This window comes from Agrobacterium leguminum (assembly GCF_005144435.2).
In the GTDB taxonomy this organism is placed as follows: Bacteria; Pseudomonadota; Alphaproteobacteria; order Rhizobiales; family Rhizobiaceae; genus Agrobacterium; species Agrobacterium leguminum.
Map to the genome: position 1 here is coordinate 1,922,012 of NZ_CP120212.1, position 26,310 is coordinate 1,948,321.

The following is a 26,310-nucleotide window of genomic DNA, read 5'->3' on the forward strand; positions in this document are numbered from 1 at the left end:
CGGAAATTGTGCAAGGAAAAACAGATGGCGCATATCGATCCTGCCGGCGGCTGGCTTCCACTGACGCAGCCGCAACTCGATTTCTGGGAGGAGTTTTCCTTCCATCCCGACGAGCCGGTTTCCACCGTCGCCCATTATATCGATCTTTCCGGCGCGGTGAATGAAAGCGCGCTCATCGAGGCGATCAAACGGACCGTGCGCGAATCCGAAGTCCTGTCGATCCGTTTCCGTATCGGCGACGACGGCGAGACGCCGCAGCAACGCTGCGACCCGAGCCATGCCCCGGTGGTGGAGCTTGTCGATCTCCGTGGCGATGCCGCTCCTCTGGAAGAGGCGCTGCGGCGCATGAACGCGGATGTGGAAGCAAGGCTCGATCTCAGAACCGACAGGCTTTCTGCGCAGCTGCTCTACCGTATCGCCGACGATCGTTACCTCTGGTACATCCGCGCCCATCATATCGTCGTGGATGGTTATGGCCTGACGCTGGTTGAGCAGCGCTGCGGCCAGCTTTACGGGCACTATTGCGGCAAGGGCGAAGCGGGTCCGGATTTCCATCCCTTCGGCGATTTTCTTGCCGAAGAGGATGCCTACAAACAAAGCCGGCGTTTTGAGAAGGACCGCGATTTCTGGGAGGCCTATCTTGCCGCACCCGCCGATCTGCCGGTGCTGGACAAGGATTGCGAGGATTATGGCGGCGGCGGCCTGCATACGGACGCGGCCTTGCCGCAGGGTTTCAGCACGCGGTTGCAACAGGTGGCGGGCGCAATGGAGATCGGCTGGCCGGACCTTCTGGTGCTGCTTTCCGGCCTTTATCTCCACCGTGTCCTGCCGCGGCCGGATCGCGATGCGCTGACCTTGTGGCTGCCTTTCATGAGCCGCTGGGGCAGCGTCGGCGCGCATATGCCGGCCATGCTCGTCAATATTTTGCCCTTCCATCTCACCATCGAGCCGGGCGAGAGCCTCGGCGCATTTCTGACGCGCAACGCCGCCAATCTGCGAAAGCAGCGCCTGCATGGCCGCTACCGCATCGAGCAGATCGCCGCCGACCGCGAAATCCCGAAGGGCCGGCGCTTCTTCTTCTCGCCGCTCATCAATGTCCTGCCCTTCAGCGCGCCGGTCTTTGCCGGGCTCACCGTTATCAGGCACATCCTCGCCAACGGTCCCGGCGACGGGTTCAACTTGACCTTCCGTGGCGAAGATGACGGCAGCGAGCTGAACCTGCATATCGATGCGGACTCAGCACTGACGCAGGCGGAGGATTTCGCCCGTTACCGCGAGGAGCTGCCATTGTTCCTCGATGCCATGCTGCGCGAGGAGGCGCTGACGCTTGCGGCGGCGGAGGCGTCCACGGCGTTCCGTCTGGCGGTTTGAGGGGAAGGCCGATAACCGCTTCCCCTATACTCCACGTCATCCTCGGCCTTGTGCCGAGGATCTAATCACGTCCAATAAGTCGAGGCGCTGCAGATGCTCGGGACAGGCCCGAACATGACGGAGGTGGGCTTTCAGGATTTTGCCAACAAATTGAACCCGGCTCCGCTAAGGCGAAGCCGGGTTTTCCTTGCCCAATTCCAGCTCAGGCGAGTGTCGTCAGCACGCGGCTCGAAGCGCCGGCTTCGGCAAAGCGGCTGAAGACGCCGCTGGTGGTGTTGCGCAGCCGTTCGACGTCCTGCGGGCCGTAGCGGTCCGAACGGTAGCTCATCAGCACGCGAATGGAGCGCTCGCCGCCGATCGTCTCTTCCATCACCTCGAATTGCAGCCCCAGCATGGATTCATGCTTGTCGGGGTCGATCTGGCGGAACTCCACCGGCTTGCCCTCCGGCCCGGCAAGGGTGCCGTTCAGCTTGTTCTTGGCGTGGATCTGGATGAAGACCTCGAACAGATGGTCGCGGCCGGGCGTCATGCCCAGCGCTTCCTCGACGAGATCGATCGGGATTTCGCTATGTTCCAGCGAGCCGTTGATGGTGTTCTTCACCGAGGAAATCAGGTCGCCGACGGTCATGGTCTCGCCGAAACGCACGCGATGGGCGACGACCGTGGTGAAATAACCGATCGTATCGAAATAACCGCTATCGGTGCGGCCCGAAGCCGAGGTGCCGACCACGAGATCGCTCAGCCGGCCGAGATGGCGCAGCGATGCGGCGATGGCGGCATAGACCACGTTGAACAGCGATGCGCTGTTCTGCTTGGCAATGGCGTAAAGCCCGTCGCTGACATGTTTTTCCAGCTTGAACTCGATCCAGCCGCCTGCCGGTGCTTCGTCCTGCGATGCCTCGTGCGGCGTGCCGTCCTGTCCGTTGAGGGTAAGGCCTTTCGGCGCATCCCGCAGCATATCGGTCCAATAGGCAAGGTGACCGGCATTGACGCCTGACGCGACCTGTTTTCTCGCAAATTCATGGAAGGGCGCCGGCTTGGTGGCAAAGACCGGAGCCTTGCCCGCCGCCCTTGCCCGGTAGGCTTCGGTCAGCTCGTCCATCATCAGGTTCACCGACCATTCGTCGAGTACGATGTGATGGAAGAGGAAGGAAAGCACCTGGCGGCCGGTCTGCGCATCCTTAAGGAAGCGCAGCCGCATCGGCAGTTCATGCGCAAGATCGAACCGCCAGCCGGCCTCCGCGTGCCGGTCCACACCTTCGCTTTCTTCGCTGGTCCAGAACCATTTGTAACCGGGCAGGTCGTGCATCGGCACGATCTTCTGCAGAACCGTATCGTCTTCGACGTAAAAATGGGTCCGCAGGCCGGGATGGCGCTCGATGATATCGAGGAAGGCGCATTCGAAGGCATTCTCATCCACGGGATCGAGGAAATCGAGCGCGAAGGGAATGTTGAAGATTTCGCCGAAACCGAAGGCGGCATAGGCCTTCCAGAGCGACATCTGCGCCAGCGAAAGCGGTGCGGTGAGCGAGCCGCTCGCCGTCGCCTCGGCCTGCGCGGGTGCTGCGGTTTCGAGCCGGGTCGCCTGTTTTGCGAGCGAGGCGGCGGTCGGGTAGCTGAACAGGTCGTTGAAGCGCAGCTCAATGCCGTGATTGCTGAGAAGGCGTCCGATGATACGCGTCGCAATCAGCGAATGGCCGCCGAAATCGAAGAAATCGTCATCCGGCCCCATGTCGGGCGAGACGAGCGCTTCACGGAATTCCGCAAGGATCGTTGCGACGGTGTCGTCGTCGTTCTCACCGGAAGCAGCGGGCGAAAGGGCCGCCTGCTGCGGTGCTGTCGCGGCGTTTTGAGGGGCGATGCCGGAAAAATCCGCGCCGCCTTCGAGATGGCTGACGAAACGCTCCAGCAGGAAGGCCGTCGCATGCGGCGATGTCTCCCTGCCGCCCGTTAATTCGAGGCGGATGTCTCCGGCGGCTGTCGGACCGGCGGCAAGCGTCAGGCCGAGACCGGATTGCAGGGAGGGCAGGGGCAGGTGCTCAAACTGGAGCCCATGCTCCGATATGGCCTGAACGGGTGTTGCAAGCGCCTGCAGCGTGAAGGTGGCGGTTCCGCCCTCATTGTCGTTTCGCTGCTCCAGACCGGACAGCACGGCTTTTTCAGCCTGTTCGGGCGTTTGGTCGCGGGAGATCGCTACCCGTGCCGCAGCCTCGACTGACATCGGCATCGAAGCGCCGACGCAGGGCTCCAAGCGCAGGGTTACGGTCTCGGGACCGCCGTTTTTTGCCAGGAAAAGGGCAAAACGCGATCCGGCGCGGGCCAGAAGCGCATTCGTCGCCGTGGAGCTGTTGAGGCCGAGCAGGGTGGCGGGAAGATCGACGCCGTGGCTGTGGCTCGCCGGCCTGTCGATCCCGTTTTGCCGCAGCGCCACGACGGTCGAGCCGGAGGCCGGACGTTGCAGCCAGCCGAGCGGAAGCGGGTCGACACTGTTACTTTCGACCACGCGCGGCGAAAGCGGTTTCGGTGTCTCTCCGGCATAGGCCGCCGTAATGCCTTCCAGCAGGATTTGCGGCGAGAGGACTTCGCCAAGCAGGCCGTGGACCAGAAATGCCAGCAGGATTTCTCCTTCGCTTAAGAGCACGACGGCCTGAAACGGCGGGTCGGTCTCGGCATCGAAGGGCCGTGCCTGCAGGTCGTGCAGCAAGGTCAGGGTCTCGCCCGCCGATGGAACATGTAGCAGCTGCACGATCGATGCGGACGGGGCCTCGATGCTCTTGGCAAGCGTGCCGTCCTCGCCGAAGGCAAAGCGTGCACGAAGTTCGGGCCAGACCTCGCAAACCGTCTTCAGCGCCGAGGTCAGACGCAGCAGATCGCACTCTTCACCGATGCGATAGGCGAGAAGGGCCCGGAAGACCTGATCGGGATCCTGAAACTGCTCGAACCAGACCCGTTCTTCGTATTGGCTCGGCGGGGCTGCATCCCCCCTGTCGAAAGTTTCTTCGATGCGACGTGCGAGCATACGCGTATTGTCTGCTGCCATGGTCCTCTCCTTGGAAATATTCGGGAATCGCGCTCCGGCGCGAAAAGTGCTGTGTCGTGGGATCAATGTCCCGCGCGCGACCGTTCGATGAGCGCCTGCCAGGCGGCAAGCGTGGGCTGCCGGGCCAGATCGTCATAATCGAGCCGTGTCCCGGCAAGCTGTGAAAGCGGCGGCATCAGCCGCATGAGGGCAAGCGAATGAAGCCCGCGACCGAACAGGTTGTCCCCCGGTTCGATGGCGCGCACTTCATCGTCGAGAACCCTGGCGATAAGGGCCTTGAGTTCCGTCATCATCGTTTCCGCCTCCGGCATGGCGTCCGCCGCGATTGCCGGTTCATTCATCGAAATGATCGTGAACGCCGCTGGCGCCGCGCCGCCAGTAACCGGAAGCGCGAGTCCATTTGGGGTTGGCGCCGAATTCTTCGACCAGAAGGGCGCGAACCTCCTTTGCGGCCTTCGATTCGCAGGCGACCCAACTGAAGAAATCGCCCTTCGGCAGGTCGAGCTTGCGCAGAGCGTCCGCCAGCGCGTCGTGGTCGGTTCCATTCTCCGTCTTCTGCGTCACCCAGACGATAGACGCATCCGCCTTCGTCGTGAGCTCCAGCCGGTCGGCATCCGTCTCGACCTCGATCAGCGCCACGACGCGGGTGCCCTCAGGCATTTCCTCCAGACGCCGCGCCAGCGCGGGAAGGCCGGTATCGTCGGCAATCAGCAGGTGCCAGTCGTAGGTGAAGGGAACGGTGAAGGAGCCGCGCGGACCGGCGATCCACGCTTTGTCACCCGCTTTGGCGGCTTTCGCCCAGTTGCTGGCGGGGCCATCGTGATGGGTGGCGAAATCGATGGCGAGTTCGCCCTTTTCGGCGTCGAAGCTGCGCGGCGTGTAGTCACGCGCCAGCGGGCGCGGCGCGCCTTCCGGGAATTCAATGCCGTTCGGGCCGATCACCGGCAGGCTCGGTTCGGTTTCGCCGGGCTGGGCAAAGAACATCTTGACGTGGTCGTCGAAACCGAGGCTCGCAAAGCCCTCCAGTTCCGGCCCGGTCAGGACGATGCGGACCATGGACCGGCTGAGCTTTTCGACACGCGCGACATTGAGCGCGCGCAGCGCGACGGCGTGGCGATGGCGTTTGGGAGTGCGGTCCGGAATGGGGGAATCCATGGTTTCTGGCATGCTCATGCTGTTGTCTTTCCTGGGATATCGCCGGCGGGTTCGGCGGTCTCGCTGTCCCGGGTCGGCGTGCCGGACGATCGCGCGTTGGGAATCTCATCCGGCGCGATATTCCGGCGTCGTTGCGTCAAGATGCGCGAACCATAACAGGCGGTTTCGGCCCCGGCAATATAACTTTCTCCAAAAACTCAAGTTTATACCCGGCACATAAATCGTGCCGGGATTGGCTTTGGATAACGCCGTTCAGCGGCGGCCTGCCCAGCTTTCCACCTCATTCAATGTGTGCAGGGCGCTCGGAATGGAAGGCGTCGTGACCCTGGTGGAATCGAGGAAAACGATCCTTTTCTCGCGCGCCGGTTTTACGAAACGCTCCCAGCCGGGAATGATCTTTTCAAGGGCGGCGCGCGTTCCGGCCTCGCCGCGGGCGGGGCTGGTATAGCTGTTCATCACCACCAGCAGATCGGGATTGAGCTTGCCGAAGGCATCGGCGCTCAGCGGCATCATCAGGGTCGAGCCCATTCCGCCCGAAGAGGCGGCGTTGTCGATCTTCAGGCGGGTATAACCCAGATCCTCCAATGCCTGCACCGCGCCGGACATGTCGCCCACCGCATTGATCTGGTCGGTCAGCAGGATCGCGAGATAGGTCTTGCCCTTGATATCGTCGCCCAGCGTCTTTTTGACGGCGGCGAGCTTCGTGTCATAGGTCTTCCGGCGCTCGGCAAAGACATCGCTTCGCCCGACCAGGGCGGCAAGGTTTTCTTCGACGCTGAAACCGTAGGCATGGCCGGTGCTGACCTTTTGCAGATAGACGGGGGCGACGGTGGAGAGCTGTTCGGCCTTGCCGCCATCCATTTCCGTGGCGACGATCAGGTCCGGTTGCAGCGCCCGCAGTTTTTCAAGGTCGATCTGGCCGACCGCGCCGAAACCCTTCGGTTTCGTGCGGCCCTCACCGAGAACGGTGTCGACGAAATCGACGGCGGTGGCGAATTTGCCGTCGCTGTTGCGGCCATAGGCGCCGACCACATTGGCGTCGAGATCCATCAGCGGCACGCCGAGCAGCGGCTCGTGCATGACGACGATGCGCTGCGGCTTTGCCGGAACGGAGACGGTGCGGCCGGCGGCATCGGTCACGCTGCGCTCGGCGGCGAGGCTGGTTCCGGCGGCCAGAAGTGCGGCGATGAGGATGGCAATTCGCATGGCATTCCCTTTATTCGATGTCTTCAGTGGCTATTGGTTCTGCGCAACGCCTGAAGGCGCAGCGTGAGGATGAAAAGCGGCACGCCGATCAGCGTCAGCGCAAGGCCGATCGGCATCGGCGTATCGGCCACCAGCCCGCGCGACAGCGTATCGGCGGTGACGACCAGAATGCCGCCGGTAAGCCCCGACAGGAAAAGCCTGGCGCGGCCGACGGCGGGCGAAACGAAGGTGGCCAGATGCGGGGCGATAACGCCGAGAAAGGTCAGCGGGCCGACGGCGGTAACCGAGGAGGCGCTGAGGATGACCGCAAAAACAATGACGAGCGGGCGCGAATGCCTGACGGTTTCACCGAGCGCCATGGCCATTTCATTGCCGAGATCGAAGACCGCGAGCGCCCGGCCGATGAGAAAAATACCCACGAGGCTTGCGCCAAAGAGGGGCGAGAAAACGAGGATGGTCGACCAGCTTGCCTGAAACAGCGAACCCGCCATCCAGTCGGCCAGCGACAGCGAGGTTTCGGCCGGCGTGTAGAGCAAAAGGACGGAGGAGACGGAGGAAAGCGCCGATTCAATTGCGATGCCCATCAGCAATATAGCAAGGCCGCTCGAGCGTTCCCGTCCGACGAGGGCGATGAGAAGGAAGGCGACGGCCAGACCGCCGCCGACGGCCGCAAGCGCCACCAGCGTCTTGGGTGCGGCCGGCACCAGCACCAGAAGCAGCATGATGGTGGTCATCGACCCCTGGCTCAGACCGAACAGGCCGGGATCGGCGAGCGGATTGCGGGCGACGGATTGCAGCATGGCGCCTGCCAGCGCCACGCTCCAGCCAGCCATGAAACCGAGCAGGATACGCGGCAGCCGCACCGTCCACAGCGCATAGGCCTGATCGTCGCCGAGGTGCCCGCCCACCAATCCGCGCAGGAGATCGGCGAGGCCCGTTTCGGTATTGCCGAGGCTGACGGACAGGGCAGCGAGCGCCAGCGCCAGCACCATCAGCGCAAGGCCGGCCTTCAGATTGCCGATGCCGATCTGCAGGCCACTCGGCAGCCGCAGCACCGCTTTGCCGTCGGTGGCGAAATGCCGTTTCATGAAAGCCCCCTTCATGACAGCCCCCTCGCCGAAGGCGACAGATAGAAGCGCTTGACGATGACGATGAAGACGAGGCCGCCGAGCAGGTCCATGAACAGCCCGGTATTGACCACATAGGGCGCAAACAGGGTTTGCGCGCCAAGATCGGCCAGCACGCAGAGGCCCGCGCCGACAAGCGCGGAGGCCGGCAGGGCAAGCGTGAAGTTCACGCCGACCAGCGGCCGGATCATATGCGGCACGATGAGGCCGACGAAGCCGATGGGGCCGCAGATCGCCACCGCCGAACCCGAGGCCAGCATGGTGGCGAAGAGCGCGACCCGGGAAATGCGTGTGACATTCACACCGGCGGAGGCGGCCTTTTCCGCGCCCAGCAGAACCAGCGTCAGCGGCCGGGCGACCGCCCACAACATGACGAGTGCAATTGCGCCGATCCACCAGAAATCGAACAGGCGCTCGGCATAGACGTGATTGATATTGCCGCCCACCCAGCTGAGGAACTCGGCGCGGCGTGTGGGGTTGGAGAGAAGCAGGGCGTTGGTCACGCCGATCAGCAGCATGGAAACCAGCGCGCCGGAAAGGATGAGCGACAGGCCGCGCGGATCGTTCGCCCGCCCGGCGAGGCGCGCGACGATGAAGCAGGCGGCAAAACCGAAGCCGGCGCCTGCGAGCGCGGCAAGGCCCTGTATTTCCGGAGAGAAATCGAACACCAGCGCGCCGGCAATCACAAAAAGCGTCGCGCCGGCATTCAGTCCCAGGGTGGAGGGCGAGGCGAGGGGATTGCGCGCAAGCCCCTGCAGCACACAACCGCTGACGGCCGTCGTCGCCCCCACATAGATGGCAATCAGCGCGCGTGGGATTTGCTGATAGAGAAGCACCGACTGCTCATAGCTGTCGGCCTCGCCGCGCCAGAGCGTCGCCAGTATTTCGGCAGGCGGCATGTCGCCGGACATTACCAGCAGATTGATGGCGAGGATGGCGGCCAGCAGCAGCGCGGCGACGAAAATCAGCGTTATTTTCGGGGTCATGCCGGAATGGCCTGTTCCTGCCGCTCCAGCCGGGGCACGCAGATGAGCCGCCCCTGCCGGGAGAAGATATCGGCTTCGAGATCGAAGACCTCGGCGACATTTTCGGGTGTGACCGTTTTGGCAACTGGCCCGGATGCCAGAACCCGCCCGGCTTTCAGCATAATGACATCATCGGCGAAGGTGGAGGCAAGGTTGAGATCGTGCAGCACGACGATGACGGTCTTGCCATGCCTGTCCGTCAGTTCGCGCACGAGGCCGAGAACGGCATATTGATATTTCATGTCGAGATGATTGACCGGCTCGTCCATCAGGATCACGTCTGTATCCTGCGCCAGCACCATGGCGATGAAGGCGCGCTGGCGCTGGCCGCCGGAAAGCGTGTTGACCTGCGCTTTCGCCTTGTCTTCCAGCCCGACGGTCTTCAGCGCCTCGGCAAAAAGCGCGCGGTCGCGTTCGGTCGGGCCGCCCGCAAGGCCGTAACGGGCGTAACCGGCAAGCTCGATCAGCTCACCGAGCGTCATATAGTCAGGGCAATGGCACTCCTGCGGCAGATAGGCGATGCGCCGCGCCAGTTCGCGGCGTCCGATCTCGCCGATCGAACGCTCACCGAGCCTTATTGCCCCCGATGACAAAGGCACGAAACCCATGATGGTCTTCAACAGCGTCGACTTGCCGCAGCCATTGGGGCCGACCAGCGCGGTGACGCGGCCGTTCTGGAAGCGGGCGGAAAGCCCCCACAAGACGGGAACATGTCCATAGCTGGCGTGAAGGTCCGTGGCGTCAAGCACCGGATACAACTCCTGTTATTCATGCGCCCATGCGTCGAGACGCCGTACGGTCGTTATAAGTATTTGAATTTAAACATCGAACCCGTGGAAAAAGCATTTCTTTCCGGCAGGCGCGACGGTGTGGTCTTGAAGCGACACTAAACTATAGTAAAACTCTCCACAAATCGAAATTTGCCGATTCAACGTGCGGATTTCTTGCCGGTTATTTCAGTCGAGGTGCATCATGTCAGTCGCAGCCAAGCTTCATGTCGGCATGTCGTTGGCCCCAACCTGGCTCAGCGGCGAGGCATGGCGGCGCGCGGACAGCGATATAAGCGGGGTGTTTTCCAGCGATTATTTCGTCGATCTGGCGCAGCGCGCGGAGGCCGCGCATGTGGATTTCGTGTTTCGGCCGGATACGCTTTTTCTGCGCACCGAGGGGCTGGAGACCGGCGGCGGATTTGCCAGCATGGACCCGACCATGCTTCTTGCGGCCATTGCACGGGAAACCAGCCATGTCGGGCTGTTATCCACCGTTTCGACCACATTTCTGCCGCCCTATGTGGTGGCCCGCCAGATCCAGTCGCTGAACTGGCTGAGCAATGGCAGGGCGGGGTGGAATATCGTCACGGCGCTTGAGGGGCACGAAAATTTCGGTCTGAAAGAGATGCCTTCGCCGCAGGAACGCTACGAGCGCGCCGCCGAATTCACGCAGGTAGTGCAGCAACTCTGGGCGAGTTTTCCGAACGAAGCTCTCAAACTCGACCGGGAAAGCGGGCGGTTCGCCGATTCTTCGCTGGTGCATCCGGTGGCGCATGAGGGCAGGCACTTCAGCGTTAAAGGCCCGCTCAACCTGCCGTCCCATGCCAGCCGCATTCCGCTGGTGCAGGCGGGGGCCTCTCCAGAGGGGCGTGATTTCGCTTCGTCGGTGGCCGATGCTGTCTTTGCCTCGACGCCGGACATGCAGGCGGCAATCGAACTCAGGGCGGATTTGCGGCGGCGTGCCGAGGGGCATGGCCGAGACCCCGACGGCGTGAAGCTGATGCCGGGCCTCAGCCTCTACCTCGCGGAGACCGGCAGGGAGGCGCTGGAACTCTTCGCGGAGACCCATGCCCGCGCCAACCGCGCCCGCGCCTTTGCCGCCATCCGCGATATGACGGGTCTTGATCTCACGGACTGGCCGCTCACGCGGATCGTTACCGCCTCAGACCTGCCGCCGCCGCCGGAGACACCGAGAAGCCGCACCCATGCCGGCCTGCTACGCCGGCTGATCGAGCGGGAGACGCTGAGTGTTGCGGAATTATTGCGGCGTCCGGAAGTAATGGGGTCGGGCCATTGGCAGATCATCGGCACCGTTGAAGATGCCCTTGAGGCCATCCGTGAATGGGCGGTTGCCGGTGCGATCGACGGTTTCGTCGCGGTGCCCGGCGGTTCGGTGGCGTCCATGCGGCTGGTGCTGGAGCGGCTGTTGCCGAAGCTCGCCGATGCCGGGCTTTTCCGCACGGCCTATTCCGGCCGCACCTTTGCGGAGCATCTGGCCGAATAGGCTTACGCGCCGCCGGATTCGGCCGTCGCCTGTCCGGCTGCTTCGATCAGTCGGGAAAAATGCCGTTCGGTCTCGGCGGTGGCCACGAAGGATACGGTGGTGACGACACAACAGAGTTCGCCCTGGGCGTCGAAAACCGGCGCCGCCTTGCCCGTTAGGGCGGAGAACAGATGTTCATTGAGTTCCGCGCCACCCGCTTCGCGGATGGTTTCCAGAATGCCGGCATCGGGACGGGAGCCGCGAAAGGCAGCCGGTTGCAGCCTGCGCACGGCGGTTATCCTGTCCGGCGGCAGGTAGGCCTGAAAAACCAGCCCGCAGGCGCTGTTGTCCAGCGGCAGAACATCGCCGAGCGCCACGGTGCTGATGGAAAAGCTGGCGCTTCTCGCCCATCGCACCACGGTCGGGCCGCGCTCGGTCCAGATCGCCACGCCGCAGCTGGCGCCGATCTCGGAGGCAAGCGCATTCATCTGGCGGCCGGCGGTTTCGACCGGATTGATTCGCCTGAGCGCGCTGATGCCTATTCCGAGCGCCGCGGGTCCGAGATCGTAACTGCCGCTTGCGGGGTCCTGTATCACCAGCCCCTCCCGCACGAGGCTTTGCATGTAGCGATGCGCGGTGGAGCGGCCGGTGCCGGCGCGTTTGGCCAGTTCGCCAAGTGCCAGCGCCCTGTCCGATCTGGCGAGAAGATTGAGGAAACGCGCCGCGATCGACACCGACTGAATGAGGGCAGAGCGCTTTTCGCCCTCGTTTTCCGGCAGATTGTCCGAATCGTCATCCATGGCGTTCAAGCGCGTGCCCCCCGTTTTGTTGAGCATGCCTAACGCATCGGGCCGGAAATCGGAATCGATTTCTGCGGACGGAACCATGCTGTTCCCTTTCGAAACGCTGCGGGTGAGCAAGCGGCGGTCGGTAAACTTTGTTGTAAATATGGCACATCCCGTTACGGAAGCCTTTTTGTCCGCAATACAGAACGCATTCTCTATTGCGAAACGGATAACGCTTCCGTTACTTGAATATGACTTTAATACTCATGTTTATTAGGGGTGTGTGATGGGGTTTAGCTCTAACGGTCGTTTGATGAGCGGGGTCAGCGCTCTGACGCTGGCGACATTGTTTGTGACGCCGGTTCTCGGTCAGGATCAGCAGGCGACGACGGCGGGCACCACCGTCCTGAAGCCGATCGTCGTGACCGGTGAAAAAGTGGCGCGCGACATGAAGAACACGGCGTCGTCCGTTTCGGTCATATCCGGGGATAAAATCAAGAAGGAAAAGACCGGTGACCCGACCGTATCGGAAGCGATCAAGGATATTCCGAACGTCGTTTACACCGACAATGTCAGCGCCCCGATCATTCGCGGACAGGATACGCAGGGACCGAATACCGGCTCCATCGCCTTCTTCACCGGCACGGTGCCGCGCGCGACGATCAATGTCGACGGCCATTATCTCGGTTATAACGAGTTCATCTATGGCGCGAGCTCCATCTGGGATGTCGAAAGCATCGAGGTGTTCCGCGGCCCGCAGACCACCTCGCAGGGCGCCAACGCCATTGCCGGCGCGATCCTCGTCAACACCAAGGACCCGACCTTTACGCCCGAAGCCAGCTATCAGGCGGAAATCGGCAATTATCACCAGAAGCGCGGTTCCTTCGCCTTTTCCGGTCCGCTGATCGAGGATGAGCTGGCGGCGCGCATGGCGATCGATTATTCCGGCCGCGACACCTTCATCGACTACATCAATTCCGCCTTCGCCCATGAGGGAACGGACCAGAACTTCAAGGAATTCAACGGTCGCTTCAAGCTTCTGTGGGAACCGTCGGAAATTCCCGGCCTCTCGACGAAGCTCACCTATTCCTACAACGCCTCCAACCGGCCGAGCCAGGAAGCGGCGTCGCGCCCCTTCGAGGATCTCAACCACGTCACCACGACGATGCCGAATTTCAGCCAGTACACCAATACCGGCATTCTCGACATCAATTACGATTTCGAAAACGGCGTGAAACTGTTCAACCAGACGCAGTTCTCCTCGTCCATTGCCAAGCGCCGGGTCGGCATTGCGAATACGGGTGATGCCGATATCGACCTGAAGAACACGTCCCATGAAACACGTGTGACCTTCGGTGATCAGGAAGACGTGCTGAGCGGTGTCGCGGGTATTTATTACGCACATACGAAAGCCGACGAGGTGCTTTATCTGCGTGGAACCTCGCGCTTCAACGATACCAAGGACAATCTCGGCCTCTTCAGTGAGTTGAGCTATCGCCTGACCGATCAATGGACCCTGACCGGCGGCCTGCGCTACCAGCAGGACCAGATTCAGCGCAACGGTTATCGCACATTGAGCGCGACCTCCAGAAGCTCGGTCAATTATGACGAAACCTTCTCGGAAATTCTGCCAAAGGCCTCGCTTGCTTACGCCATCAATGACGACTGGACAGTCGGCGGCCTGATCAGCCGCGGTTACAATCCCGGCGGCGTCGCATTCGACCTGACGACCAGCAAATGGCGCACCTTCGACAAGGAAACCATCTGGAACTACGAGCTGTTCACCCGCGCCAGCCTGCTGGACGATACGCTGACGGTAAACGGCAACCTGTTCTACATGGACATGAAGAACGCCCAGTTTAACGTGCCGGTGGTTGTCTCCACGGGCATCAGCGAATCCTACACCGTCAATGCCGAGGAGGCCCATGCCTACGGTCTGGAAATCGGCGTGGATTATCAGGTCCTCGACAATCTGACGCTGAAGGCCAGCGCCGGTCTGCTGAAGACGAAAATCGACGAGATTTCCAGCAATGCCGCCTATGTCGGCAAGGAATTCGCCAAGTCGCCGGGCTACAGCTTCACCGTCGGCGCTAGCTGGGACGTGACGGATAAATTCACCGTTTCGGGGCAGGTGCGCCATCTCGACGGCTATTATTCCGACACGGATAACAAGGCCGTTTATGCAATCGATCCCTATACGATTGCGGATGTGCGGGCGAGCTACAAGTTCCAGGAGGAGCTTGAATTCTACGCTTACGTCAAGAACGTCTTCGATGAGCGCGCACCGACGCTGATGAAGGAAAACCGTGGCATTGGCGGCATCGAGGCGAGCATGACCGAACCGCGCATGTTTGGCGTCGGTATTCGCGGCACGTTCTGAGCGATTGCCGGATTTGAAAAGCAAAAGGCCTTCGAAGCGATCTTCGAAGGCCTTTCTGTTTCAGGGGACTGTTCCCGATGATACGATTTGAGCTTGCCGCAGAGGGCCGGCTCACATTTGCCGGGGCGTTATGCACTCTCCCTCCGTCATTCCGGCCTTGAGCCGGAATCCAGCCAGCCCAAGTCCTTGGGCTGAAAGGAGTCTTCCCGCCACGCGGACGCGCGTCGGCTGGATTCCGGCTCAAGGCCGGAATGACGGTGAGAAGAAATGTCGCCGTTTACTATGACCGACGCCGTCCCCGCTCCGGTCCATAAGCCTCAGAAAAATGCCTGAATGCCCGTCTGCGCCCGGCCGAGGATCAGCGCGTGGACGTCGTGCGTGCCCTCATAGGTGTTGACCGTCTCGAGGTTCTGGGCGTGGCGCATGACGTGATATTCGATCTGGATGCCGTTGCCGCCATGCATGTCGCGGGCCTGGCGGGCGATATCCAGCGCCTTGCCGCAATTGTTGCGCTTGATGATGGAGATCATTTCCGGCGCCATCTTATGCTCGTCCATCAGTTGGCCGACGCGGAGCGATGCCTGAAGGCCGAGCGCGATTTCGGTCTGCATGTCGGCGAGCTTCTTCTGGTAAAGCTGCATGCCGGCGAGCGGCTTGCCGAACTGCTTGCGGTCGAGACCATATTGCCGGGCGCGGAACCAGCAATCTTCCGCAGCCCCGATGACCCCCCAGGAAATGCCGTAACGGGCGCGGTTGAGGCAGCCGAACGGGCCTTTCAGGCCGGAAACATTGGGCAGCAGCGCGTCTTCGCCCACTTCCACGCCGTCCAGAACGATCTCGCCGGTGATGGAGGCGCGCAGCGACAGCTTGCCGCCGATTTTGGGAGCGGAGAGGCCCTTCATGCCCTTTTCCAGCACGAAGCCCCTGATCTGGTTGTCATGGGCTTCCGATTTCGCCCAGACGACGAAGACATCGGCGATTGGCGCATTGGAAATCCACATTTTCGAACCGCGAAGGCGATAGCCGCCGGCGATTTTTTCAGCGCGGGTCTTCATGCCGCCGGGATCGGAACCGGCATCCGGCTCGGTGAGGCCGAAACAGCCGATCAGCTCGCCGGAAACGAGGCCGGGCAGGTATTTCTTCTTCTGCTCGTCCGAGCCATAGGCGAAGATCGGATGGATGACGAGCGAGGACTGCACGCTCATCATCGAGCGGTAACCGCTGTCGATCCGCTCTACCTCGCGGGCGACGAGGCCGTAAGCCACATAGCTGGCATTGGCCGCGCCATATTCTTCCGGCAGGGTGACGCCGAGCAGGCCGGTGCGGCCCATCAAGCGGAACAGTTCCGGTTCGGTGGTCTCGGAAAGATAGGCCTCGGAGACACGCGGCAAGAGTTCCGATTTGCCGAAGGCGGCGGCGGCGTCGCGGATCATCCGCTCGTCGTCGTTCAGTTGGTCTTCGAGCAGAAAAGGGTCCTGCCAATTGAATGCTGCGTGTTCGCTCACGTGATGCCTCCGGATTTGCTGGTCGGATTATTGGTATTCGGACCAGTCGGCACAAGCCATGTTTACTCATTTTTGCATTACATATAGTAATGGCTCATGACGTCTCTCAGTCGCAAACTCCTGCCCTCCACCAGCGCGCTCGCCGCCTTCGATTCCGTGGCCCGGCTCGGCAGCTTTTCCGCGGCCGCCGATGAGCTTGCCCTGACGCAGGGGGCGATCAGCCGGCAGGTTATGTCACTGGAAGAACAGCTTGGCGTGCGCCTGTTCGAGCGCGGCGCACGCGGCGTGGCGCTGACGACCGAGGGCCGCGCCTATGCAAAATCGATTGCCTCCGCCCTTGGCGAGATACGCTCCGCGTCGCTGCAGATCATGACCAAAACGCATGGCAATACGCTGAACCTCGCCATGCTGCCCACCTTCGGCACCCGCTGGCTTCTGCCGCGTATCCCGGATTTCGTGGCGAACCACCCCGAAATCACCATCAATTTCGCCACCCGTATCGGGCAATTCGACTTTGAGCGCGAGCAGCTCGATATGGCGATCCATATCGGCCAGGCCGACTGGCCGGGGGCGGAAAGCACCTTTCTGATGCATGAAATGGTTGCGCCGGTGTGCAGCCCGCAATTCCTCAGCGCCCATCCCGTGGAAAGGGGAGAGGATATCGCCGCCCTGCCGCTGCTGCACATGGCCTCGCGGCCGGGCGCATGGGGTCACTGGTTCGAAAGCCTCGGCCTGTCGCTCGCTTTGCCGCAGGGCATGCGCTTCGAACAGTTTTCCAGCGTGGCGCAGGCCTGCATCGCCGGGCTCGGCGTGGCGCTCATGCCGCTTTTCCTGATCGATAACGAGCTGAAATCGAAGCAACTGGTAAAAGCCTTCGATCATCAGGCCAGAAGCCCCAGCTCCTATTATGCCGTGGCGCCGCTTTCGCGCGCCAATCACGTTCCGGTTGTGCTGTTTCGTGACTGGCTGGTGCGGCAGGTTGAGGCCTATCATGCCGCCCGCAATGCGCCCCTTTCATAAAGCCGTGGCAGAGACGGTTTAACGGATGCTGATCCTCGCGGCGATAAATGCCGGCAGGGGGAGGGAAAATCGCGGCAAGTCGGGCTATGAAATCGGTCATGAAACCAAAAAGGAAGCGCGGCCGGCCTGCGCATGAGGATATTCTGACGCCCGCCGAATGGCGGACCGTTCATGCCGCCCAGCACGGCATGACGAACCGAAAGATAGCCAGCCGCCGTGGCATCAGCCTCGATGCCGTCAAGTTTCACATCGCCAATGCGCTCGGGAAGCTTGGTCTCGAGAACAGGAAAATGCTTTTGCGCTGGTTCGCCGTGCCGGTCGACAGCGCCTTGGGAAAACAGGGGAACCCGATGAATAAAAATATCGCGCTCGGCGCCATTGGCCAGATCTCCCGTTCCGTCAGCGATCTGCCTGCGGCAGAGGCATGGTATCGGGATGTGCTCGGGCTAACCCATCTCTATACATTCGGCGATCTGGCGTTTTTCGATTGTGGCGGCACGCGCCTCTTCCTTTCGGTCGATGGGCGAGGGCCGACAAATGCGGTCATCTATTTCAGGGTGGATGATATCGGCGCCGCTTATGAAGGGCTGTTGTCACGCAACGTCGAATTTAAAAGTCCTCCGCATCTCATTCATCGTCATGGCGATGGAACCGAGGAGTGGATGGCCTTTTTCAGGGACCCGGATGGTGGCATTTTGGCAATCATGTCGCAGGTCAGGCCGCAGCAATGATCCCATCCGGCCGGTAGCCGCTGACACGCCCGGCTACAATCTTTCCCGTTTCCGGGGATAGCCCTGATTTTTGTCACCGCCGGACTCGACAGGGCGGCCTTGCTCGATTATCGTGATTAAACGTTTAATCAGCCCTTCCGGACCATCATGGCGTCGTCACGGCCTGCCACCAATCTGAGCGCGATAGCAGCGGCACTCGGCGTGTCGGCGGCAACCGTGTCCAATGCGCTGTCGGGCAAGGGCCGCGTTTCGCCGGAGCTGGTGGAGCGCATTCGCAAGACGGCAAGCGAGCTGGGCTATGTGCCGAGTTCGGCGGGCAGGGCGCTGCGCACCGGCAGAAGCGGTGTTCTGGGGCTGGTTCTGCCGGATATTGCCAATCCTCTCTTTCCTCAGATCGCGCAGGCCATCGAAAAGGCGGCCGTCACTGCCGGTTACGGCGTGCTGATCGCCGACTCGCGCGGCGAGATCGCCATGCAGACGGATGCGATCAACCGGCTGATCGAGCGCGGTGTGGATGGCATGGTCATCGTTCCCCGTCGTGGCACGCGCATTGCGGATGTCGATTGTCCCGTTGCGGTGATCGACAGCCCCTCGACGCCCGGCAACACGGTCGCTGCCGACCATTGGGATGGCGGCCGGCAGGTGGGCGAATATCTGGCGGGGCTTGGCCACCGCAAGGTGGTGCTGGTGGGCAAGAACCGCGATTCCAACGTGCAGAACGACCGTCTTGGCGGCATTCGCGATGGTCTTGGCAAGGCGTGCGTGACGCAGACGCTCTGGGTGGACGCCATTGAACAGGCGGGCGGCGCGGGTTGCCGGCTTGGTCTTGCAGAGAAGGTTGCCGAAGGTTTCACCGCCTTTGCCGCCGTATCCGATCTGCATGCGCTGCGCGTGCTCACCGAATTGCAGCGCGAGGGCATCGAGGTGCCGGAAGAGGCCAGTGTCACCGGCTTCGACGATCTCATCTTTTCCGCCGTGGTCACCCCGCCCTTGACGACCATGCGCATGGATATGGGCCGCATCGCCGATCTCGCCGTCGGCGCGCTGCTGCGCGCGATAGACGGCGCGGGCGAAAACGGCGTCGCCGTCGATGTGACGGCGGACATCTCGAAAGTACCGATGGCGCTGATCATGCGCGGCTCCACCGGCAAGGCAAAGCATGATGCGATTGAAGCCAAAAAAACGACAGCAGGAGAACTCACACCATGAAAAAAATCATTCTTGCATCGGGCGCCGCCCTGATGCTGACGATGGGCGCCGCGCAGGCGCAGGACAAGACGCTGACGATTTCCGTCTACGCCTTCGCGCAGGACGAATTCAAGGAACTGGTCTATACGCCGTTCGAAAAGCAATGCGGCTGCAAGCTGGTCGTCGAGACCGGCAACAGCGTCGAGCGTCTGGCCAAGATGGAGGCCAACAAGGCCAATCCGGTGGTCGATCTCGCCATCGTTTCCATGGCGGATGCGCTTTCCGCCACCCGCAAGGACCTGATCCAGAAGATCGATGCTTCCAAGGTTCCGAATATCGAAAAGCTCTATGACATCGCCAAGGATCCGAATGGCGACGGCATGAGCGTCGGCGTCAATTTCTACGCCACCTCCATCGTTTACCGCACCGACAAGATTAAGATCGACAGCTGGGCCGATCTTTTGAAGGACGGCATTGTCGACCACGTCGCCTTCCCGAATGTCACCACCAATCAGGGCCCGCCGGCGCTTTATATGCTCGGCAAGGCCATCGGCAAGGACACGCCCGACCTTTCCGGCGCCATCGAGGCCGTGGGCGAAAAGAAGGATGACATCGTCACTTTCTACGTCAAATCCTCGCAGCTGGTGCAGTTGATGCAGCAGGAAGAAATCTGGGCAGCCCCCATCGGCCGCTTCTCCTGGGCGCCTTTCACCAAGCTCGACCTGCCACTCGCCTGGGCAACGCCCAAGGAAGGCCAGACCGGCGGCATGAATGTGCTCGTGGTGCCGAAGGGTACGAAGAACGAAGATCTGGCGTTGCAGTTCATGGATTTCTGGCTCTCGACCGACGTTCAGAAGGCGCTGGCCGAAAAGCTGGTGGACAGCCCGACCAACAGGGAAGTCAAGGTTTCCGACGAGGTGGCGAACAACATCACCTATGGCGACGAAACCGCAAAAAGCCTGCAGCTCATTCCTTCCGACGTGACGCTCGATAACCGCGACAAGTGGCTGTCGGAGTGGAATTCCAAGGTCGGCCAGTAAGTCTTTCACCGTTTGGAATGGGGCACCTAAACGTCCGTCAGGGCGGCTCCATTCCCGGAAAAGCGGTTCGGTCGTCCCCTGACCGCTTTTCCACCTTCCAATTTCGCAGGCCGGTGCGTCCGGCTGCCGTAACAACCGGCCCTCAGGCCGTTCAGGGAATAAACCCATGTTTCAGAACCGGGCCGAAGCGCTGGCGCTTGCCTTGCCCGCCGCAATTTTCGCGGCGGCGGTCTTTCTTGTGCCGGTCTTCATCCTGCTGTCGGAGGGCTTTCGCACCGCCGATGGCTGGACATTGGCGGCTTACGCCGATTTCTTCACCGATCCGCTGAACCAGACGGTTTTCCTGCGCACCCTGAAGCTCGGCGCGCTTGTCACCATCGTCTCGGCGGTGGTGGGTTATGCGGCGGCCTTCGCCATCATCAACCTGTCGCAGGGCGCGAAGGGACACGTCGTCAATCTGGTCGTGCTGCCGCTTATGATTTCGCCGGTTGCCCGCACCTATGCCTGGATCGTCATTCTGGGGCGAACCGGCATCGTCAATCAGGCGCTGCAGGCCGTCGGCCTCAGCGACGGGCCGATCCGTATCCTGTTTTCCGAAACGGCCGTCTTCATCGGTCTTCTGCAATTGTTCCTGCCGCTGATGATCATCTCGCTCATCAGCGCGCTGGAGAATATGCCGAAGGATACGATTGCGGCTGCCCGCGTTCTCGGCGCAAGCTGGCTGCAGGTGTTCTGGAAGGTTATCCTGCCGCTCACCAAGGAAGGGCTGGTCGTCGGCGGCACGCTGGTCTTCACCGGTTCGCTCACGGCCTATATCACGCCCGCCATTCTCGGCGGCTCCAAGGTGCTGATGCTGGAAACCCTGCTTTACCAGCAGGTGACGGTTTCCAACAATTTCGTCTCCGCCAGCGTCATCGCCTTTATCCTGATCGTCATGAGCTTTGCCGCCAATATCCTGCTGAAGCGCATCGCCACCGCAAGGAACAAGAAATGACCCGGCAGCTCTTCATTCCGCTCACGCTTCTACTTGTCGTCGGTTTCCTGATCGGGCCGTTCCTCATCATCGTCGCGGCCTCGTTTTCGGCCGGCGATACGCTCGCCTTTCCGCCGCAGGGCTTTTCGCTGAAATGGATCGCCAAGGTCTTTACCGTTGAGAGCTTCCGCGAAAGCTTTGCGATGTCGATGTTCCTCGCCATCGGCGGCACGTTTGCGGCGCTCATCCTCGGCATTCCGGCCTCCTACGCCATGTCGCGCTACAAGCTGCCTTTTGCCGAGACGGTGCGCACCATCGTTTCCGCGCCGATCATCGTGCCCGGCATCATCGTGGGTCTCGCGCTGCTGCGTTATTTCGTCGTCCCCTTCGGCATCGGCATCACGCTTGCGTTGTTTCTCGCCCACACCGCGCTCATCCTGCCCTATGCGGTGCGGGTGGTGTCGGCCAGCCTCAACAATCTGCGTTCCGATATCGAGGAGGCGGCGGTGCTGCTCGGCTCGTCGCGGGTCGGGGCGTTTTTCCGCGTGGTGCTGCCGAATATTCGCGGCGGCATTCTCTCAGCCTTCATTCTCGGTTTCGTGACGAGTTTCAACCAGGTGCCGGTATCGCTGTTCCTGTCGGGTCCGGGCGTGCGCACGCTGCCCATCGACATGCTGGGTTACATGGAAATCGTCTTCGATCCCTCCGTTGCAGCCCTTTCTTCGCTGCTTGCCTTCCTTTCCATCGGCATCGTCTTCATGGCCGAACGTTTTCTGGGGTTCTCCCGTTATGTCTGACGCAAATTACCTTTCGCTCAAAAAAGTCTCGCTCGCCTATGGTGGCAATGTCGCCGTCAAGGACCTCGATCTCGATATCCGCAAGGGCGAGCTGCTCGCGCTTCTCGGGCCTTCCGGCTGCGGCAAGACCACGACGATGCGCGCCATTGCCGGGCTGATGCCGGTGGCCGGCGGACGCATCGATCTCGATGGCGCAGACATTACCCGGGTGGCCGCGAACAAGCGTGCCGTCGGGCTGGTGTTCCAGTCCTATGCGCTCTTCCCGCATCTGACGGTTTACGAAAACGTCGCTTTCGGCCTGAAGCTCAAGGGCATGAACGGCAAGGCGCTGGAAGACAAGGTCGCCTCCGGCCTGAAATCGGTGGGCTTGTCCAGCTTCGCCTCGCGAAAGCCTGCGGAGCTTTCCGGCGGCCAGCAGCAGCGCGTGGCGCTGGCGCGCTCCATGGTCATGGAGCCGAAGGTACTGCTGCTCGATGAGCCGCTCTCGAACCTCGATGCGCGTCTCAGGCTCGAAATGCGCACCGAATTGCAGCGCGTACAGAAGGAGACCGGCGTGACGATGATCTTCGTCACCCATGACCAGATCGAGGCTTTGGCGCTCGCCGACCGCATTGTCGTCATGAAGGGCGGCAAGATTGAGCAGATCGGCACGCCGGAAGAGATCTACAACGCGCCGGTTTCGTCCTTCGTGGCGGATTTCGTCGGCTTTGAAAACATCTTCGCGCTGGAAGGCGGCGCGCTCAAAACCGCAAACGGCACAACACCGCTTCCCGGACCAGTCCTTTCAGCATCCGGACTGGCCTGGCGGCCGCGCATGGTCACCCTCGGTTCAGGTCCTTTCCAGGGAACCGTGCGCGGCACCTCCTTTGCCGGCAACAGCCGCGAATATCTGCTCGATACGCCGCTCGGCCCCATCAAGGCGGAAACGGACGCCGCCCTGACCTCCCACGCAATCGGCGATACGCTCGCCTTCGACCTGCCGGTCGAAAAGGCGGCAAGCCTCAAGGTGTTCAACTGACCATGGGTGTGTGGATCGATACCGATATGGGCTTCGACGATATCGCCGCCATCATGGTGGTGCAATCGTCAGGCCTTGCCATCGACGGCATTTCGCTGGTCTTCGGCAACACAACGCTTCAGGCGGTCTGCCGCAATGCCGCAGGCGCCGTCTCAGCCTTCGGCTGGTCGATGCCGATTCATCAGGGCCGCGCCATGCCGGTGCTGGGTGCGCTCGAAACCGCGCAATGCATTCTGGGCGACAACGGCATTCCGACCGTCGGCCAAAGCCTGCCGGATGCGCCTGCCGTGCCGAACAGCGATGCCTTTGCCGCGCTCTGCGGCTGGCTGGAGGGGGAAGGCGAAAAGCGCATTCTCGCACTCGGACCGCTCACCAATATCGCCGCCCTGTGCCTTGCCCGGCCCGATCTTGCCGCAAAAATTTCCGATCTCACCTGGATGGGTGGCGGCGTGACCAGCGGCAACCACACGGCCTCGGCCGAATTCAACGCCTTTGCCGATCCGGAAGCGCTGGCCATCGTGCTCTCCCACGGCCTGCCGTTGCGCATGGTCGATCTGGACGCCTGCCGCAAAGTCACCGCCTCGCCGGCCGATGTGCTGCCGATCCGTAATGCCGGCGGCAAGAATGCCGGGCTGATCGCCGATCTTCTGGAAGGTTTCATCGGCATCGCCACCAGCCGTGGCAGAGCCGCCATGGCGCTTTACGATCCCGTGGCCGCCGTCGCCTTTACCTCCGGTCTCATCGGTTGGTGTCATGCGCGGATCGATGTCGAGCTTCAGGCGACGCTGACGCGCGGGCGAACCGTGGTCGAGACGCGCGCTCAGAAAGCGAAAGCCTTCAACGCGCATTTCGCCGAAACGGTGGATGCCGAAGGTGCGAAGACGGCGATTCTCGAGGCGTTGCGCCGGGAGGCCGCCCGATGAACGCGAACTCTCCGACACGCGAGCCTGCCGATCTCACCGATGATGCGCTGCGCAGCCGCGCGGTCGCCGCCGCACGCGGCGATGCCCCTTTCGATGTCCTCATCACCGGTGGAACATTGGTGGATGTGGTGACGGGAGAGCTTCGCGCCGCCGATATCGGCATCGTCGGCGCTCTGATCGCCAGCGTGCACGAGCGGGCAAGCCGCAGCGACGCTGCACGGATCATCGATGCGGCAGGCGCCTATGTCTCGCCCGGCCTCATCGACACACATATGCATATCGAAAGCTCGATGGTCACACCGGCCGCCTATACGGCGGCTGTGGTTGCCCGTGGCGTCACGACCATCGTCTGGGACCCGCATGAATTTGGTAATGTGCACGGTGTGGAAGGGGTGCGCTGGGCGGCGAAATCCATCGAAAACCTGCCCCTGCGCGCCATTCTGCTCGCGCCCTCCTGCGTGCCTTCCGCACCGGGGCTGGAGCGCGGCGGGGCGGATTTCGACGCCGCCATTCTCGCCGATATGCTGTCGTGGCCTGAGGTCGGCGGTGTCGCGGAAATCATGAACATGCGCGGCGTCATCGAGCGCGATCCGCGCATGAGCGGCATCGTGCAGGCCGGGCTTGTCTCGGAAAAGCTGGTCTGCGGCCATGCACGCGGCCTGAAGGGCGCCGATCTCAACGCGTTCATGGCGGCGGGCGTTTCTTCCGATCACGAACTGGTCTCGGGCGAAGACCTGATGGGGAAACTGCGGGCAGGAATGACCATCGAGCTGCGCGGCTCGCACGATCACCTGCTGCCGGAATTCGTGGAAGCGCTGAATGCGCTCGGCCACCTGCCGCAGACGGTGACGCTCTGCACCGACGACGTCTTCCCGGATGACCTGCTGCGGGGCGGTGGGCTTGACGATGTGGTGCGCCGCCTTGTCCGTTATGGCCTGAAGCCCGAATGGGCGCTGCGCGCCGCAACGCTCAATGCCGCGCAAAGGCTCAGCCGTGCCGATCTCGGCCTCATCGCCGCCGGCCGTCGCGCCGATATCGTCGTCTTCGAGGATTTGAGCGGTTTTGCCGCCCGCCACGTTCTGGCCTCGGGCAGGACGGTTGCGGAAGGCGGGCATATGCTCGTCGACATTCCGGCCTGCGATGCGGCGGCGCTCGAAGGCTCGATGAAGCTGCCGCTGCGCGCAGCCGATGATTTCCGGGTTGCCTGCGAAGGCGCGAAGGTGCGCCTCGCCACCATCGACCGCCCGCGCTTCACGCAATGGGGCGAGGCGGAAGCCGAGGTGAAGGATGGTTTCGTCGTTCCGCCCGAAGGCGCGACGATGATTTCCGTCACCCATCGCCACGGCATGGCCGAGCCGATCACCAGAACCGGCTTTCTCACCGGCTGGGGAAATTGGAACGGCGCCTTCGCCACCACCGTTTCGCATGACAGCCACAATCTCACCGTTTTCGGCGGCAATGCGGGGGACATGGCGCTCGCCGCCAATGCGGTGATAAAGGCAGGCGGCGGCATGGCTGTCGCTTCCGAAGGCAAGGTGACCGCACTTCTCCCGTTGCCGCTTTCCGGCCTCGTTTCCGATGCCTCGCTTGAAGACGTGGCAAAGGCTTTCGAAGAATTGCGCGAAGCCGTCGGCAGGGTGGTGGAATGGCAGCCGCCCTATCTCGTCTTCAAGGCCTGCTTCGGTGCCACGCTCGCCTGCAATATCGGCCCGCACCAGACAGATATGGGCATTGCCGATGTGTTGACGGGCAGGGTGATGGAAAGCCCGGTGATTGCCGTTCTCGAGTAGCGGCGGCCCGCATCCGCGGGCTGCGGTTTATTCGACCGCGGGCACATCAGGCGTCTGTGTTTCGCGCGCGGCAATGCGCGCCGCCAACACGAAATTTTTCACCACCGGCGATGTCGTTCCGCGCCGATAGGCGAGCGATATGGAAAGCCGCGGTGGCGGGCCGCTGGAGGGTAATAGGACGATGTTCTGCATTTTGACCTGCGCGACGGATTCCGGAAGGAGAGAAACCCCAAGTTCGGCCGCGACCAGCGACAATATCGAGGCGATTTGCGGTGCCGCCGGCCCGAGGCGCGGCGTGAAACCGGCCTCCTGGCAGGCTTTTATCGATGCATCGTGAAGGCTGGTGCCGACGCTGCGTGGCGTCAGAATGAACGGGTCGTCGCGCAATTCCATCAGGTCTATGGCGGTGCCGCGCCGCGCGAGCGGATGGGATGCCGGCAGGGCGACGAGAAGCGGTTCGTCGGTGAGCACTTCCTCGAGCAATGTATCGGGATCGGATTGAGAAGGGCGCAAAAGCGCCACGTCCAGCCGATCTTCGAGCAGGGCCGGCGTCAACGCCAGGGCGGCTGCCTCCATCACCTGAAGTTCCACGTCGGGATATTGGCGTCTATAGGTGCGGATGCAGGCCGGAACCAGAGGGTTGAGCGCCGCCGTGCCGGTAACGCCTATTCTCAGAATGCCGGTTTCGCCGGCCGCCGCCCTGCGTGCGAGCCGGACACCTTCGCCCACCTGATGCGGAATATGGGCCACCGCAGCACGAAAAGCATGGCCCGCCGGTGTCAGTTCCGCGCCATGCGCGAGACGCCGGAACAGCCGCACGCCGATTTCCTGTTCCAGAACCTTTATCTGCTGGCTGAGCGGCGGCTGCGCGATTCCCAGATGTTCTGCCGCCCGCGTAAAACTGCCTTCATTGGCGATGGCCAGAAAATAGCGGATGTGCCTGAGTTCCATGATATTAGATCCAGATATGATAGGAACGCCTT

The 26,310-nt window shown here is 62.0% G+C and carries 22 protein-coding genes; 12 read left to right on the forward strand and 10 right to left on the reverse strand.

Annotated features, from left to right (window positions below; all coding sequences use genetic code 11):
• The first annotated feature begins 24 nt into the window (after positions 1 to 24).
• Complete coding sequence (locus CFBP4996_RS23360) at positions 25 to 1,371, forward strand: condensation domain-containing protein (RefSeq protein WP_080853621.1); 1,347 nt, start codon at positions 25 to 27, stop codon at positions 1,369 to 1,371.
• 202 nt (positions 1,372 to 1,573) lie between these two features.
• Here CFBP4996_RS23360 and CFBP4996_RS23365 read toward each other — a convergent pair whose 3' ends face one another.
• From CFBP4996_RS23365 to CFBP4996_RS23395, 7 genes are all read right to left on the reverse strand, one after another.
• Positions 1,574 to 4,411, reverse strand: a complete 2,838-nt coding sequence (locus CFBP4996_RS23365; RefSeq protein WP_080853620.1) for a condensation domain-containing protein — start codon at positions 4,409 to 4,411, stop codon at positions 1,574 to 1,576.
• A gap of 62 nt (positions 4,412 to 4,473) precedes the next feature.
• A complete protein-coding gene (locus tag CFBP4996_RS23370) occupies positions 4,474 to 4,752 on the reverse strand; it encodes a phosphopantetheine-binding protein (protein WP_080853619.1) in 279 nt (92 codons plus the stop codon).
• The gene (locus tag CFBP4996_RS23375) at positions 4,745 to 5,584 is read right to left on the reverse strand and encodes a siderophore-interacting protein (RefSeq protein WP_080853618.1); all 840 of its coding nucleotides are present in this window, start codon (positions 5,582 to 5,584) and stop codon (positions 4,745 to 4,747) included. The genes CFBP4996_RS23370 and CFBP4996_RS23375 overlap by 8 nt, the downstream gene beginning before the upstream one ends.
• A gap of 234 nt (positions 5,585 to 5,818) precedes the next feature.
• A complete protein-coding gene (locus CFBP4996_RS23380) occupies positions 5,819 to 6,772 on the reverse strand; it encodes an ABC transporter substrate-binding protein (RefSeq protein ID WP_080853617.1) in 954 nt (317 codons plus the stop codon).
• A gap of 23 nt (positions 6,773 to 6,795) precedes the next feature.
• Entirely contained in the window at positions 6,796 to 7,860 is a 1,065-nt protein-coding gene (locus tag CFBP4996_RS23385; RefSeq protein WP_080854798.1) for a FecCD family ABC transporter permease, read from the reverse strand.
• 11 nt (positions 7,861 to 7,871) lie between these two features.
• Positions 7,872 to 8,885: a FecCD family ABC transporter permease gene (locus CFBP4996_RS23390; protein WP_080853616.1), complete on the reverse strand. Its 1,014-nt coding sequence runs from the start codon at positions 8,883 to 8,885 to the stop codon at positions 7,872 to 7,874.
• Positions 8,882 to 9,682: an ABC transporter ATP-binding protein gene (locus CFBP4996_RS23395; protein ID WP_080853615.1), complete on the reverse strand. Its 801-nt coding sequence runs from the start codon at positions 9,680 to 9,682 to the stop codon at positions 8,882 to 8,884. Before CFBP4996_RS23395 ends, CFBP4996_RS23390 begins: the two co-directional genes overlap by 4 nt.
• 214 nt (positions 9,683 to 9,896) lie before the next feature.
• Here CFBP4996_RS23395 and CFBP4996_RS23400 point away from each other — a divergent pair, with 214 nt between their 5' ends.
• Positions 9,897 to 11,198 carry an NtaA/DmoA family FMN-dependent monooxygenase gene (locus CFBP4996_RS23400; RefSeq protein WP_080853614.1) on the forward strand — a complete coding sequence of 434 codons (1,302 nt, stop codon included), beginning with the start codon at positions 9,897 to 9,899 and terminating at the stop codon, positions 11,196 to 11,198.
• Positions 11,199 to 11,200: 2 nt separating this feature from the next.
• Here the strand turns inward: CFBP4996_RS23400 and CFBP4996_RS23405 are convergent, their stop codons facing one another.
• Entirely contained in the window at positions 11,201 to 11,977 is a 777-nt protein-coding gene (locus tag CFBP4996_RS23405; protein WP_080854797.1) for an IclR family transcriptional regulator, read from the reverse strand.
• 298 nt (positions 11,978 to 12,275) lie between these two features.
• Here CFBP4996_RS23405 and CFBP4996_RS23410 point away from each other — a divergent pair, with 298 nt between their 5' ends.
• On the forward strand, positions 12,276 to 14,342 hold the full coding sequence (locus CFBP4996_RS23410; protein ID WP_080853613.1) for a TonB-dependent receptor: 2,067 nt from the start codon (positions 12,276 to 12,278) through the stop codon (positions 14,340 to 14,342).
• A 317-nt stretch (positions 14,343 to 14,659) separates the two neighbouring features.
• On the opposite strand, the gene CFBP4996_RS23415 is transcribed toward CFBP4996_RS23410, so the two are convergent.
• Positions 14,660 to 15,775, reverse strand: a complete 1,116-nt coding sequence (locus CFBP4996_RS23415; RefSeq protein ID WP_233283621.1) for an acyl-CoA dehydrogenase — start codon at positions 15,773 to 15,775, stop codon at positions 14,660 to 14,662.
• A 168-nt stretch (positions 15,776 to 15,943) separates the two neighbouring features.
• On the opposite strand from CFBP4996_RS23415, the gene CFBP4996_RS23420 reads away from it, so the two are divergent.
• The 9 genes from CFBP4996_RS23420 to CFBP4996_RS23460 all read left to right on the forward strand — a co-directional run bounded on the left by CFBP4996_RS23420 (position 15,944) and on the right by CFBP4996_RS23460 (position 25,327).
• Positions 15,944 to 16,867, forward strand: coding sequence for a LysR family transcriptional regulator (locus tag CFBP4996_RS23420; RefSeq protein ID WP_080853611.1), 924 nt, complete (start codon positions 15,944 to 15,946; stop codon positions 16,865 to 16,867).
• 98 nt (positions 16,868 to 16,965) lie between these two features.
• Positions 16,966 to 17,598, forward strand: coding sequence for a VOC family protein (locus tag CFBP4996_RS23425; RefSeq protein WP_162936029.1), 633 nt, complete (start codon positions 16,966 to 16,968; stop codon positions 17,596 to 17,598).
• 147 nt (positions 17,599 to 17,745) lie between these two features.
• A complete protein-coding gene (locus tag CFBP4996_RS23430; protein ID WP_080853609.1) occupies positions 17,746 to 18,807 on the forward strand; it encodes a LacI family DNA-binding transcriptional regulator in 1,062 nt (353 codons plus the stop codon).
• Positions 18,804 to 19,826: an ABC transporter substrate-binding protein gene (locus CFBP4996_RS23435; protein ID WP_080853608.1), complete on the forward strand. Its 1,023-nt coding sequence runs from the start codon at positions 18,804 to 18,806 to the stop codon at positions 19,824 to 19,826. The genes CFBP4996_RS23430 and CFBP4996_RS23435 overlap by 4 nt, the downstream gene beginning before the upstream one ends.
• Positions 19,827 to 19,992: 166 nt before the next feature.
• Positions 19,993 to 20,820, forward strand: a complete 828-nt coding sequence (locus CFBP4996_RS23440) for an ABC transporter permease (protein ID WP_080853607.1) — start codon at positions 19,993 to 19,995, stop codon at positions 20,818 to 20,820.
• Positions 20,817 to 21,596 (forward strand): ABC transporter permease, encoded by a 780-nt coding sequence (locus CFBP4996_RS23445; protein ID WP_065655279.1) that lies wholly within the window; start codon positions 20,817 to 20,819, stop codon positions 21,594 to 21,596. Before CFBP4996_RS23440 ends, CFBP4996_RS23445 begins: the two co-directional genes overlap by 4 nt.
• Positions 21,589 to 22,614 (forward strand): ABC transporter ATP-binding protein, encoded by a 1,026-nt coding sequence (locus CFBP4996_RS23450; protein WP_080853606.1) that lies wholly within the window; start codon positions 21,589 to 21,591, stop codon positions 22,612 to 22,614. The genes CFBP4996_RS23445 and CFBP4996_RS23450 overlap by 8 nt, the downstream gene beginning before the upstream one ends.
• Before the next feature lie 2 nt (positions 22,615 to 22,616).
• Positions 22,617 to 23,537, forward strand: a complete 921-nt coding sequence (locus CFBP4996_RS23455) for a nucleoside hydrolase (protein WP_080853605.1) — start codon at positions 22,617 to 22,619, stop codon at positions 23,535 to 23,537.
• The gene (locus CFBP4996_RS23460) at positions 23,534 to 25,327 is read left to right on the forward strand and encodes an adenine deaminase (protein ID WP_080853604.1); all 1,794 of its coding nucleotides are present in this window, start codon (positions 23,534 to 23,536) and stop codon (positions 25,325 to 25,327) included. Before CFBP4996_RS23455 ends, CFBP4996_RS23460 begins: the two co-directional genes overlap by 4 nt.
• Before the next feature lie 27 nt (positions 25,328 to 25,354).
• On the opposite strand, the gene CFBP4996_RS23465 is transcribed toward CFBP4996_RS23460, so the two are convergent.
• Complete coding sequence (locus tag CFBP4996_RS23465) at positions 25,355 to 26,278, reverse strand: LysR family transcriptional regulator (RefSeq protein ID WP_080853603.1); 924 nt, start codon at positions 26,276 to 26,278, stop codon at positions 25,355 to 25,357.
• Positions 26,279 to 26,310: the final 32 nt, after the last annotated feature.

Bases quoted from the DNA above. Each gene is read 5' to 3' on its own strand.
- CFBP4996_RS23385 (WP_080854798.1), bottom strand. From the start codon at position 7,860: ATGAAACGGCATTTCGCCACCGACGGCAAAGCGGTGCTGCGGCTGCCG.
- CFBP4996_RS23445 (WP_065655279.1), top strand. From the start codon at position 20,817: ATGACCCGGCAGCTCTTCATTCCGCTCACGCTTCTACTTGTCGTCGGT.
- CFBP4996_RS23410 (WP_080853613.1), top strand. From the start codon at position 12,276: ATGAGCGGGGTCAGCGCTCTGACGCTGGCGACATTGTTTGTGACGCCG.
- CFBP4996_RS23450 (WP_080853606.1), top strand. From the start codon at position 21,589: ATGTCTGACGCAAATTACCTTTCGCTCAAAAAAGTCTCGCTCGCCTAT.
- CFBP4996_RS23460 (WP_080853604.1), top strand. From the start codon at position 23,534: ATGAACGCGAACTCTCCGACACGCGAGCCTGCCGATCTCACCGATGAT.
- CFBP4996_RS23440 (WP_080853607.1), top strand. From the start codon at position 19,993: ATGTTTCAGAACCGGGCCGAAGCGCTGGCGCTTGCCTTGCCCGCCGCA.
- CFBP4996_RS23375 (WP_080853618.1), bottom strand. From the start codon at position 5,584: ATGAGCATGCCAGAAACCATGGATTCCCCCATTCCGGACCGCACTCCC.
- CFBP4996_RS23435 (WP_080853608.1), top strand. From the start codon at position 18,804: ATGAAAAAAATCATTCTTGCATCGGGCGCCGCCCTGATGCTGACGATG.
- CFBP4996_RS23415 (WP_233283621.1), bottom strand. From the start codon at position 15,775: ATGATCCGCGACGCCGCCGCCGCCTTCGGCAAATCGGAACTCTTGCCG.
- CFBP4996_RS23420 (WP_080853611.1), top strand. From the start codon at position 15,944: ATGACGTCTCTCAGTCGCAAACTCCTGCCCTCCACCAGCGCGCTCGCC.
- CFBP4996_RS23365 (WP_080853620.1), bottom strand. From the start codon at position 4,411: ATGGCAGCAGACAATACGCGTATGCTCGCACGTCGCATCGAAGAAACT.
- CFBP4996_RS23400 (WP_080853614.1), top strand. From the start codon at position 9,897: ATGTCAGTCGCAGCCAAGCTTCATGTCGGCATGTCGTTGGCCCCAACC.
- CFBP4996_RS23430 (WP_080853609.1), top strand. From the start codon at position 17,746: ATGGCGTCGTCACGGCCTGCCACCAATCTGAGCGCGATAGCAGCGGCA.
- CFBP4996_RS23425 (WP_162936029.1), top strand. From the start codon at position 16,966: ATGAAACCAAAAAGGAAGCGCGGCCGGCCTGCGCATGAGGATATTCTG.
- CFBP4996_RS23390 (WP_080853616.1), bottom strand. From the start codon at position 8,885: ATGACCCCGAAAATAACGCTGATTTTCGTCGCCGCGCTGCTGCTGGCC.
- CFBP4996_RS23360 (WP_080853621.1), top strand. From the start codon at position 25: ATGGCGCATATCGATCCTGCCGGCGGCTGGCTTCCACTGACGCAGCCG.
- CFBP4996_RS23380 (WP_080853617.1), bottom strand. From the start codon at position 6,772: ATGCGAATTGCCATCCTCATCGCCGCACTTCTGGCCGCCGGAACCAGC.
- CFBP4996_RS23455 (WP_080853605.1), top strand. From the start codon at position 22,617: ATGGGTGTGTGGATCGATACCGATATGGGCTTCGACGATATCGCCGCC.
- CFBP4996_RS23370 (WP_080853619.1), bottom strand. From the start codon at position 4,752: ATGAATGAACCGGCAATCGCGGCGGACGCCATGCCGGAGGCGGAAACG.
- CFBP4996_RS23465 (WP_080853603.1), bottom strand. From the start codon at position 26,278: ATGGAACTCAGGCACATCCGCTATTTTCTGGCCATCGCCAATGAAGGC.
- CFBP4996_RS23405 (WP_080854797.1), bottom strand. From the start codon at position 11,977: ATGGATGACGATTCGGACAATCTGCCGGAAAACGAGGGCGAAAAGCGC.